Genomic DNA, 10,667 nt, shown 5'->3' with positions numbered 1-10,667 from the left:
TGGTGGCGGTGGCCGAGGTCGTGCTGCCGGTCAGGTTCTCGTTGCTGGTGCGGCCGGGCACGTCGATGGCGCAGGTCAGGTCGGTGGCCAGCCATCCCCATGCGCTGGCGCAGGTCCAGGGCTGGCTGGCCGAGCATCTGGGCAACGCGACACAGCTGGCCTCGACGTCCACGTCGGCCGCGGCGGTGGGCGTGCTGGGCGAGCAGTACGACGCGGCCATCACGGCCCCCATGGCGTCGACGCACTACGCGCTGACTGTGCTGGAAACCGACATAGCGGACGTGGACGACGCGGTGACCCGGTTCCTGGTCCTGCGGAAGCCGGGTGTTCTGGTCCCACCGACCGGCTCCGACCGCACGTCGATCGCCGCCGTGGCGGCCTACCAGCGGACCGGGGTGCTGGCGGAGATGCTGACGGAGCTCGCGCTGCGTGGCATCAACCTGAGCCGCATCGAGTCCCGCCCGATGAAGGGACGCCTCGGCGAGTACCGCTTCTACCTGGACTTCGACGGGCACGTGGCGGAACGCCGGGTCGGGGACGCGCTGGCCGCGCTGCACCGGCGCTGCCAACACGTCCGCTTCCTGGGCTCGTACCCGAAGGCGGACCCGACCCCCACGATCGCCGGGAGGGACAACGCGGACGAGGACTACCTGGCCGCCGACGAGTGGGTCTCGAACCTTCGCTCGGGCCGGATCGGCTAGAGGTCGATCAGGATTTCTTCCGGTCAAGTTCTAGTTTCGCCGGAAGTATTGACGGATCTCCCTTGCTGAGCGCTAATGGATATTCCACGGCAAGGGATGACAACTCCAGGAGAGGTGCCTCGCGATGACCTGATGACCCGTCGGCGCTGCCGGGTCGGCCAGTCGCCGCTTCGTGCCGTGGTCCCCATTGAGCTGGACGGTACGGAGTCGGGAGGTGCAAGGCATCATGAACACGTTTCTCATCGCGCTGGGCGGCGTCATCGTTCTGGTTTTCGTCACGAGGTTCGGCATCGGGAAGCGACGGGCCCGGGAGCTGGACCGGGACTTCTCGCTCGAGCTGTCCTGTGTCCGCGACCGCGCCGTCCTCGCCGCCGTGTTCGCCGCACGGGGTGTGCTCTGGGAGGTCGAGCTGACCGACAACGGCCTGCGCACCCGCCACCTGAACAGCCGCAACGTCGTGCACGTCGCCATCTCGGACCTCCCCGGCCGTCCCGGCCGGACCTCCGCGAAGGTGTGGACCCGCTACAACTGGGCGGACACGATGCTCATCCTGCGCCCCCGGTCGTTCACCGACACCCGCCGCAAGCGCGACCGGATCATCCGCGCACTGTCGGCGTACGAGACCAAGAAGCCACGTGGGGCGACAATTCACTGACCGGTGCCCGTGTTTTGTTACCCGATCGAGGGTAGGTCTTGTCAGAAGCAACCTGGGCCGGTGGGCACACGTCCATCATGCGGTAACAGCGTCCAGTGGTGTCGGGGCCAGATGGAGGCGAATCCTCATGCTGCGAAACAAGACAGGCACAGGCGCGGTCATCGCCGGTGGAGCGGCGGTCGTGTTGCTCCTCGCCGGCTGCAACGGCAAGGCGGCCGACACGGCGAGCTCGCAGGTGCCCAGCACCCCGGGCTCGAGCAGCACCCAGCCGCTGCCGACGACGAGCGAGCCGCCGACGGGCACCTCGCAGGCGCAGGCACAGCCGCCCGCGCCGACGGCCGCGGTCAGTGACGAGTGCAAGGTCGCCGACCTGAGCGTCCGCCTCGGCGGGGGAGACGCGGCGGCCGGCACGAGCTACCGCGCGCTCGTCTTCACCAACAAGGGCGGCCGCACCTGCACGATGCAGGGCTTCGCCGGTGTCTCGTTCGTCGCCGGCGACGACGGCCATCAGGTCGGGCCCGCCGCGTACCGGACCGGCGCCAAGGGTGCGGTCGTCACGCTGAAGGCCGGGGACAGCGCCTTCGCCGACGTCGGGTTCGTGCAGGTCGCCAACTACGACCCGGCCGCCTGCAAGCCGACCGAGGTGCGTGGCCTGCGGATCTACCCTCCGCACGACTTCGACTCGATGTTCCTCGCCAACCCGGGCACGGGCTGTGCCGGCACCCCGCCGGGCAACCAGCTGACCATCGCGACGGTCCAGCCGGGGGCCGGCCCGGCCTGAGCGGGCTACTCGCCGGCCATCAGCCCGGTACGCCACGCCCACGCGGCCACCTCGACGCGGTTGCGGGCCCCGACCTTGGCCTGCACCGCGGCGAGGTGCGTCTTCACCGTGGACAGCGACAGGTACAGCTCCGTGCCGATCTCGGTGTTGGTCAACCCACGCGCGGCCGCCCGCACGACGTCCAGTTCGCGCTCGGTCAACGCCTCGGTCGTGGACTCCGTCGAGGGCGCGGTCGCGTTGGCCGTCGCGAAGTGACGCAGCAGCCGCACGGTGATCTGCGGCGACACCAGCGCGTCCCCGCGGTCCGCCGCGCGCACCGCCTCCAGCAGCAGTGCCGGGCCGGCGTCCTTCAGCAGGAAGCCGTTGGCGCCGTTGGAGAGCGCGGCGTGCACGTACTCGTCCAGGTCGAACGTCGTGACCACGACGACCTTCAGCGGGTCCGCCACCCCCGGGCCGGCGAGCGACTTCGTCACCTCGAGCCCGTCCATGCCCGGCATGCGGATGTCCAGCAGGCAGACGTCCGGCCGCAGCTCACGCGCCAGCCGCACCGCCGACACCCCGTCGGGGACGTCGGCGACCACCTCGATGTCGTCCTGCGTCTCCAGGATCATCCGGAAACCGGCGCGGACCATCTCCTGGTCGTCCGCGATCAAGACCCGAATCAAGATTCCTCTTTCCGCAGTGGCAACCAAGCCTCGACGTTCCAGCCGACGTAACCGCTGGGCCCGGCCTCGAACTTGCCGCCGAGCAGCTCCACGCGCTCACGCATGCCGACCAGACCGTAGCCGCCCGACCCGCCGGCCGGGTTGGCCGGTCGTTTCCTGCCGTCGTCGCTCACCCGGATGTGCAGCGTGTCGTCGTTCGTCGCGACCCGGAGGTGCACGGTGCTCGCGTCCGGCGCGTGCTTGCCGACGTTGGTCAGCGACTCCTGCACCAGCCGCAGCACCGACCTGCCCATCTCGTGCGGCAGCTCGTCCGGCAGGTCGAGGTCGATGTCGACGGGTGGTCCCGTGAAGTCCTCGACGACGCCCCGCAGGTCCGCGACCAGGTCGGTCGTCGCCTCGCCGGTCGCGTCGGCGCTGCCGGCGACCCACGCGGCGGTGCCCTCCCGAAGGCTGCCGACGAGCGTGCGCATGGCGGTCAGCGCCGCGGTGCCGCTGCGTTCGATCCGCTCCAGCGCGGGCAGCGCGACGTCCGGGTTCCGCTCGGCCACCATCAGCGCCGCCTGGGCCTGCACGACGATGCCCGTGACGTGGTGTGCCACCACGTCGTGCAGCTCGCGGGCCAGCGCCATCCGCTCGCCCTGCTGTGCCGTGGTCACCGCGGCCTTCACCGTCTGGCTCCGCTCCCGGTCGCGGGCCCGGAAGTACCACCCGGTGGCCAGCGACACGAACAGCAGGAACAGCAGGTAGACCATCATCTCCAGGACGGTGAGCCCGACCTGCGTCGCGATCAGCACCAGCAGGGCGCCCCACAGCACGGCGACGGCCACGACCGCCTGGCCGATCGGCACGTAGCGGATCACGTAGGCGACGAGCGCCATGCTGGCCGCCATGCCGGTGAACGGCACGAGCGTGTTCCCGCCGGTGTGCGTCGCCACGCTGAACAGCGCGCCGAACATGAACGTTCCGGTCGCGAGGTAGGTGTTGCGCAGCGGGTACTTGATCCCGAAGAACGCGCAGATCCCCGCACCCACCGAGGCGAGGAAGCCGATCGTGCTGTCGATGCCGCCCTCGGCCAGTTGCACCAGCGCCAGCACCCCGAGTGCCGCGCCGAGCGGCCACTGCTTGCTGACCAGCGCGCCCATCTCGGTCTCGACGCGCTTCCTGCCGGCCCGGCGCAGGAAGAGCCCGGCCACGACGCCCCCGGCGAGCAGGATGAACCCGAAGAACAGCGACTCGAACAGGTTGGGCGTGGTGATGACCGGGCCGAAGTAGGAGCCGTAGCCCGACTCGCACGGGTAGCTGTAGAGGCATTCCGGCTTGCGGATGAGGATCGCCGCGACACACGACACGACGAGCGCGGTCACCGATGCGGTCGCGACGAGTCCCGGCGTGCGCCACACGACCAGCACGACCATCAGGACCCCGGAGATCAGCTCGGTCAGCATGATGTGCGCGAGCCCGACCGACGTCGTGGACACGTCGGCGGCATGCATGAGCACGGAGAAGACGGTGAGCGTCAGCGCCGCGCCGATCGCGCCGATCGCCGGCCGGGTGATGCCCAGCCACGCGCAGACGGCGATGAGCACGGCGCCGGGCAGTGACAGCAATGTCCGTGTCGGGGTGCCCTCGACGACCATGGTGATGTCCACGAGCAGGGCGATGCCAAGTAGTGCGCCCAGCCAGCGCCGCGGCACCGGGATCGGTGTCATGTGAGCACACGTTAGGGGAGCCGCGCATGCCACGCCTCGGTCATCCGGCGGTCGGGGGTCGGCCGATCGGCCAGTGCGGACCCGCCACGCGATGACCGGACGGCCGGCTGGACGCGGCTGTTCGACCGATCCGCCGGACCCTCCTGCCGGGCGAAGCTGTGACCAGCAAAGTTCGACTAGGGAGGAAACGAAATGCTTCAGGCGATCCTGTTGTGGTCCGGTGCGGTGGTCGGCTTCGTCATCCTGCTGCTGATGGCGCTCGGCCCGGTCATCGTCGAGGTCGACTCGTGGTGGTACGAGCGCAAGCACACCCGGCGCGTCCGCAGGGCGAAGGCCGCGACGGTCGAGACCGCCGCCCCGCGCCGCGAGCTAGCCCGCGTCTAGGACCGTGCGCACGAGCCCCGGGAACCGGGATTCCAGCTCGTCCAGACGCAGTGTGTTCATGCGCTGCCGGCCGTCGTCGTACTGGCGGAGGATGCCGGCGTTGCGCAGGGTGCGGAAATGATGGCTGAGCGTCGAGGCGGCGACCGGCAGGTCGAAGGTGCCGCAGGGCCGGTCGCCCTCGGCGAGCAGGAGCCGCACGATCTGGCGCCGGGTCGGGTCGGCGAGAGCGCGTAGCACCTCGTCCACCTCGACGGACTCGACGTCCGGGTGCGACGGCGGAGCCCACCTGCCGACCGACATTCCTGGCAGCCCCCCAGTTCTCTTCGACACTCAACGAAGACTCTACTCGCGGCCCCGGTGCGTTCGGCGTACCTCGAAAGACCGGAGGTTCGTATATGAAAGTCCCATTCGTCCTGGCGATTGTCGCAGCCGTGTCCATACCGTCGGCGGCGCGGCGAGCCCCCTGCGGCCCTCCGCGCCGCCGAAACCGGTGCGCCGCTCACGAGGTCGGCGCCGTGCCCGCGGTTCGCGCCGCGGGCTCCGTTCAGCTGGCTCGGTTCAACGGGTGATCGTCCGGCGCAGCCGGTTCAGCGCACGGTGCTGCGCCACCCGGACGGCATCCGGCGTCGTGCCGACCGCGTCGGCCGTCTCCTGGGCCGACATCCCCAGCACGACCCGCATGACGACGATCTCCCGCTGCCGTGGCAGCAGCGTCGCCAGCAGGTCGCTGGTGTGTTCCACCAGCTCGCGACGCAGCGCGATCTCCTCCGGGTTCTCCTCCAGCGTGATCGTGTCCGGGGTCTCCGCGGTCGGCAGCGAGCGGTCGCGGGCGGCCGCTCGGTGGACGTCGGCCACCTTGTGCGCCGCGACGCCGAAGACGAACGACAGGAACGGCCGGCCGAGGTGCTGGTAGGTGGGCAGCGCACGGAAAACCGCGATGCACACCTCCTGCGCGACGTCGTCCGCGGAGCTGATCGGCCGGACCCTCCCCAGCTTGGTCCGGCAGAACCGGACCATGATCGGCCGCAGGTAGCTCAGCAGCTCGTCGGTCGCGGCGGTGTCGCCGGCCGACGCTGCCGCGGCGACCGCGTCCAGGTTGCCTCTCGTGACAGGTCGCGACCAGGCGGGTGGGGCGGTCGCCGCCGCCACGTTCGCCAAATCGGCTTCTAGCTGAGCCAGGTCCACCTCTGGCTCGACTGTGCACAACATCGCGCGCCCTCCTGTGCCCCCCGGCGGTTGCGTTCGACTCAAGAGAGCACGGAACGGCGTCGCAAATACGTCATCGCCGGAACAAAAACCCCCGCGAACGAAAACGGCTGCCCCATGGGGCAGCCGTTCTCTACGGGACGTGTGCGCGTGTTCACCGCCTGCTGACGAGGACGTCCTCCCACACCAGATGGTGGTCGGAGGCGTCGTTCAGACGGGCCAGCGCGTCGGTCGGCCAGTAGACCGCGCCCCGGAGCGGCCACAGGCCCCTCGACGGGAGCACGTAGTCGACCCGCAGGTTGCCCGGCGCGGTGTCGGCGAAGTCGGCGGTGTCGAAGTACGGGTTGCCCCTGTGCGTGGCGTTGGCGCCGCCCTGGGTCCGCGCGGCGAGCACGCCGCCCTGGCTGCCCGGGTGCGTCTCGACGACGCGCGGGGCGTGCAGGAGCCGGTCGATCGCGCCGGGCACGCTGTCACCGTCGAGCGGGTCGGAGTTGTTGTCCCCGGCGATGACGAAGTCGGCGCTGGGGGACAGGCCGCCACGCCGGCCCTTGTCGTCGTAGATGTAGCGGCCCCTGGCCGGGGTCGTGTAGTCGGCCCAGAAGCGGATCTCGTCGTTGTTGCGGGTGCCGTTGCGGTCCTCGGCGCCGTCGAACGTGGGCGGCGTCGGGTGCGAGACGAGGAAGTGCACGGTGTCGCGGCCGATCCTGACGGGCAGGTCCCAGTGCGACTTCGAGGACAGGCGCAGCACGTCCAGGATCTCGGGGGAGTACCAGTCCTTGGGGGCCGCGGTGGCCGGGTCGTCCGGGAGCATCGCGTTCGGCATGTCCTTCCAGAGGAAGTGCTGGAAGGTGCGTGCCCCTCGGGTGTCGATGGGGTACCTGGACAGGACGAGCAGGCCGTACTGGCCCTCGAACAGGCCGAAGCCGTGCGCGTCGTTGCCGGTGGTGGTGCTGCCGTCGCGGTCGAGGTCGAAGCCGGTCGGCACGCCCGTGTTGGACGGCGCGATGAAGGCGTAGGGGTAGTCGACCGGCCGGGCGCCGTTCTGGCCGTGTTCGAGGTAGTTGCGGCGGAAGAGGTCGACGGCCTGGGGGGCGTAGTCGAACTCGTTGATCAGCAGGACGTCCGGGCGGTTGCGCTGGATGACCTCGGCGACCTTGCGGGCCTGGGCGTTGTCCGGGGTCGACAGGTCGGTGACCAGCTGACCGGCAGTGCCGCGGTTGAGTGAGGCGTTGAAGGTGGCGAACCGGACGGTGTGCCCTCCGGTTGCCTGGGCGGTCGGGGTGGTGAGCACGCCGGCGGCGAGTGCCAGCGCGGGTAACAGCCATGTACGGCGCATGGGGACCTCCTGAGGACTGCGGGCGGACCACCCTGACACGGACCCGTGAACAGTGCACCGGAGCTACGGTTAACGGGTGTCGGACTCTGCGATCAGGACTCCCAAGAGTGAGGCAACGCGAACGTTGATCGTGGAGACGGCGTTGCGGCTGTTCCAGGAGAACGGGTACGACAAGACGACGATGCGGGGGATCGCGCGTGAGGCGGGGGTGTCGGTCGGCAACGCGTACTACTACTTCTCGTCGAAGGAACAGCTGGTCCAGGGCTTCTACGACCGGATAACCCAGTTGCACGAGGAGTCGTGCGCCGACGTGCTGGCGACCGAGCAGGACTTCGCCAAACGTTTGCGGGCGGTGCTGATGGCGTGGCTCGAGGTGGCCGCGCCGTACCACGAGTTCGGGCGGCAGTTCTTCGTGAACGCGGCCGACCCGTCGAGCCCGCTGAGCCCGTTCTCCACCGAGTCGTCGCCGGCACGGGACGCGCAGATCGCGTTGTTCCGGCGCGTGCTGGAGGGCTCGGCGGCGAAGGTGGACCCGGAGCTGCGGCCGGAGCTGCCCGAGCTGTTGTGGCTGTACGAGATGGGGGTCGTGCTGTTCTGGGTGCACGACGGCTCGGCGGGGTGCCGGCGGACGCGGATGCTGGTGGACCGGACGGTGCCGCTGCTCGATCGCGTGATCGGGCTGTCCCGCCTGCGGTTGCTGCGGCCGGTTACCAGGGAGATCGTGCAGCTCATCGGAGACCTGACACGGGCTTGACAGACCGGCGAACCTAAGTAACTGTTACGTGAGGTAACAGGTACTTCTCGGGAGGTTCCACGATGGCGCGCGTGCTGCAACCGAAGGACCGCGAGGTGACCGCCGAGCGGCTGCTGGACTCGTCGATGCGCAACTCGTACGACCCGAACGTCGATGTCGACTGGGACGCGCCACTGGTCGAGGGCAAGGGCTTCCTGCCGGAGGAGCGGGTGTCGCTGTACGGCACGGCGTTGTGGGACCGGCTGACGCCCGAGCAGCGGATCGAGCTGGCGAAACACGAGCTGGGCAGTATCACCAGCGTGGGCCTGTGGACGGAGATCGTCCTGATGCAGCTGCTGGCGAGGTACGCGGCCGACCTGGACCCCCGCAGCCCACATATGCACTACGCACTGACCGAGATCGGCGACGAGACCCGTCACGCGATCATGTTCGGCAAGGGCATAGCGAAGTTCGGCATCCCCGCCTACGGCCCACCCCGCGCGGTGCGAGTCCCCGCGAAGCTGTTCGGCGCGGCCATCGGCGGCCCCGCGATGTTCGCGTCGGTGCTGGTGGTGGAGGAGACCACGGATCGCCTGCAGCGTTCGATGCTCGACGACGACCGCATCCAGCCGATGATCCGAATGATCAACCGGATCCATGTGGTGGAGGAGGCCAGGCACGTCCGGTACGCGCGTGAGGAGCTGGTCCGCGGCCTCGAGTCGCTGAGCCGCCCGGCCCTGGAGCTACATCGACTGGTGACGGCGGTGGTGGCCCACACGGTGATGGACGTGATGGTGCATCCGGCTGTGTACGCGGCGGTGGGTCTGGATCCCCGCGAGGCGAGGGCGGCGGCACGGGCGAACCCGCACCACCGCGAGTCTCGTCGCTGGATGGCGGAGAAGATCGTGGCGTTCCTGACCGAGGTGGGCATGATCGGCGGCCCGACCAGGCGAATCTGGCGCCACGCACACCTGCTGTAGTTCCCTACCCTGGGCGCATGGCCCCAACCACGATCCAGGGCAAGTACGTCGATATCCAAATGTGGACCCAACCGGAGACGGTCGAGCCCCAGGCGATGCGGCAGCTGCACAACATCGCCGCCCTGCCGTGGACGTACAAGCACGTGGCGGTGATGCCGGACGTGCACTACGGCAAGGGCGCGACGGTGGGCTCGGTGATAGCCATGCAAGAGGCCGTGTCACCGGCGGCGGTGGGGGTGGACATCGGCTGCGGCATGACCGCGGTCCGGACGTCGTTGCGCGCGGAGGACCTGCCGGAGTCACTGTCGCGCCTGCGTGGCCTGTTGGAGCGTGCGGTCCCGGTGGGCTTCGGACAGCACAGGGCAACGGCGTTCACGGATCGTGACGCCACGGACTGGGACCCCTTCTGGCGCGCCTTCGCGTCCCTGACCCCAACGGTGAAGGCGAATTCGGCAAAGGCGCTGCACCAGATGGGCACACTCGGCGGCGGCAACCACTTCATCGAGGTCTGCCTGGACACGCAACGTCAGGTCTGGGTGATGCTGCATTCGGGAAGCCGAGGAATCGGCAACCTGCTGGCACAGCATCATATTGAGGTGGCGAGGGGCCTGGCACACAACCAGGAGCTCCCCGACCCCGACCTGGCGGTGTTCCTGGCGAACACCGACGAGATGAAGGAATATCGCCATGACCTGTTCTGGGCCCAGGACTACGCCCGACGCAACAGAGCGGTAATGCTGAGACTGATCGCCGACGTACTGGGGACCCAGTTCCCACGGATTGATTTCGAGGCTCCCATCTCGGCCCACCACAACTACGTAGCGGAGGAAACCCACTTCGGCGAGGAGGTCCTGGTAACCCGAAAGGGCGCCATCCACGCGGGCCGGGGAGAGCTGGGCATCATCCCAGGCTCGATGGGCACCGGTTCGTACATCGTCCGAGGCCTGGGCAACCCGGACTCGTTCGAGTCGGCATCCCACGGTGCCGGCCGCAGGATGTCCCGCAACAAAGCCCGAAAACAGTTCACCGAAGCAGACCTGGCAGCCCAGACGGCCGGCGTCGAATGCCGCAAGGACATGGGCGTGGTAGACGAGATCCCGGCGGCATACAAGGACATAGACGAGGTAATAAGCAACCAGGAAGACCTTGTCGAAGTAGTGACAAAACTAAAGCAAGTAATCTGCATCAAGGGCTAAAAAGCAGGGCCAGCCAGGGGCTAACAAGGCCGAACGCGGTACGGGCCGCAACAAAACGAGCCCCACACCGCAGAACCACGCGCCTGTCGCACCGCGCTACACCGCCCCCTCGCCCACAAAGCCCCCAAAAAACCAACCCAGAACGAAACCCTCAAACCACCACGCGCGCCAGAACGGGCGCCAGCGACACCAGCCAATCACCAAGCCGAACCCCGCCAACTGAAGTCCGGCCCAAAACGACCCAAACCGCGACGGCACCCAGCCTTGACACCCACCCCGGCATGAAGTTCCGTTTCCCCGGCTTCCGGCTTCCGGCTTCCG

General features: G+C 68.9%; 12 protein-coding genes. 7 read left to right on the top strand and 5 right to left on the bottom strand.

Annotated features, from left to right (window positions below; genetic code table 11):
* The 3 genes from VET29_RS17745 to VET29_RS17735 all read left to right on the top strand — a co-directional run.
* Nucleotides 1-701: prephenate dehydratase (locus VET29_RS17745; protein ID WP_324921578.1), on the top strand; the 701-nt coding region annotated here is incomplete at its 5' end.
* A gap of 226 nt (nt 702-927) precedes the next feature.
* Complete coding sequence (locus tag VET29_RS17740; protein ID WP_324921576.1) at nt 928-1,356, top strand: hypothetical protein; 429 nt, start codon at nt 928-930, stop codon at nt 1,354-1,356.
* A gap of 127 nt (nt 1,357-1,483) precedes the next feature.
* The gene (locus VET29_RS17735) at nt 1,484-2,137 is read left to right on the top strand and encodes a DUF4232 domain-containing protein (protein ID WP_324921574.1); all 654 of its coding nucleotides are present in this window, start codon (nt 1,484-1,486) and stop codon (nt 2,135-2,137) included.
* Nucleotides 2,138-2,142: 5 nt separating this feature from the next.
* Here the strand turns inward: VET29_RS17735 and VET29_RS17730 are convergent, their stop codons facing one another.
* Both VET29_RS17730 and VET29_RS17725 read right to left on the bottom strand, forming a co-directional pair.
* Nucleotides 2,143-2,802, bottom strand: coding sequence for a response regulator transcription factor (locus VET29_RS17730; protein ID WP_324921571.1), 660 nt, complete (start codon nt 2,800-2,802; stop codon nt 2,143-2,145).
* Complete coding sequence (locus VET29_RS17725) at nt 2,799-4,511, bottom strand: sensor histidine kinase (RefSeq protein WP_324921569.1); 1,713 nt, start codon at nt 4,509-4,511, stop codon at nt 2,799-2,801. Before VET29_RS17725 ends, VET29_RS17730 begins: the two co-directional genes overlap by 4 nt.
* 192 nt (nt 4,512-4,703) lie before the next feature.
* Between VET29_RS17725 and VET29_RS17720 the strand changes: the two genes are divergently transcribed.
* Nucleotides 4,704-4,895, top strand: a complete 192-nt coding sequence (locus VET29_RS17720) for a hypothetical protein (RefSeq protein WP_324921567.1) — start codon at nt 4,704-4,706, stop codon at nt 4,893-4,895.
* Here VET29_RS17720 and VET29_RS17715 read toward each other — a convergent pair.
* From VET29_RS17715 to VET29_RS17705, 3 genes are all read right to left on the bottom strand, one after another.
* Complete coding sequence (locus VET29_RS17715) at nt 4,881-5,195, bottom strand: ArsR/SmtB family transcription factor (protein WP_324921565.1); 315 nt, start codon at nt 5,193-5,195, stop codon at nt 4,881-4,883. The two genes, VET29_RS17720 and VET29_RS17715, sit on opposite strands and share 15 nt — an antisense overlap.
* Nucleotides 5,196-5,453: 258 nt before the next feature.
* A complete protein-coding gene (gene shbA, locus VET29_RS17710) occupies nt 5,454-6,104 on the bottom strand; it encodes an RNA polymerase sigma factor ShbA (RefSeq protein WP_324921563.1) in 651 nt (216 codons plus the stop codon).
* Between the two features lie 151 nt (nt 6,105-6,255).
* Nucleotides 6,256-7,437 carry an endonuclease/exonuclease/phosphatase family protein gene (locus VET29_RS17705; RefSeq protein ID WP_324921561.1) on the bottom strand — a complete coding sequence of 394 codons (1,182 nt, stop codon included), beginning with the start codon at nt 7,435-7,437 and terminating at the stop codon, nt 6,256-6,258.
* 76 nt (nt 7,438-7,513) lie between these two features.
* Here VET29_RS17705 and VET29_RS17700 point away from each other — a divergent pair, with 76 nt between their 5' ends.
* From VET29_RS17700 to VET29_RS17690, 3 genes are all read left to right on the top strand, one after another.
* Nucleotides 7,514-8,191 (top strand): TetR/AcrR family transcriptional regulator, encoded by a 678-nt coding sequence (locus VET29_RS17700; protein WP_324921557.1) that lies wholly within the window; start codon nt 7,514-7,516, stop codon nt 8,189-8,191.
* Between the two features lie 62 nt (nt 8,192-8,253).
* The gene (locus VET29_RS17695; RefSeq protein WP_324921556.1) at nt 8,254-9,150 is read left to right on the top strand and encodes a diiron oxygenase; all 897 of its coding nucleotides are present in this window, start codon (nt 8,254-8,256) and stop codon (nt 9,148-9,150) included.
* Between the two features lie 17 nt (nt 9,151-9,167).
* Complete coding sequence (locus VET29_RS17690; protein WP_324921553.1) at nt 9,168-10,346, top strand: RtcB family protein; 1,179 nt, start codon at nt 9,168-9,170, stop codon at nt 10,344-10,346.
* The last annotated feature ends 321 nt before the right edge of the window (nt 10,347-10,667 follow it).

The organism is Actinophytocola sp. (genome assembly GCF_035634895.1).
Lineage (GTDB): Bacteria > Actinomycetota > Actinomycetes > Mycobacteriales > Pseudonocardiaceae > Actinophytocola.
Note: the sequence above shows the minus strand (reverse complement) of the source record. Positions and strands in the feature narration are given on the sequence as shown.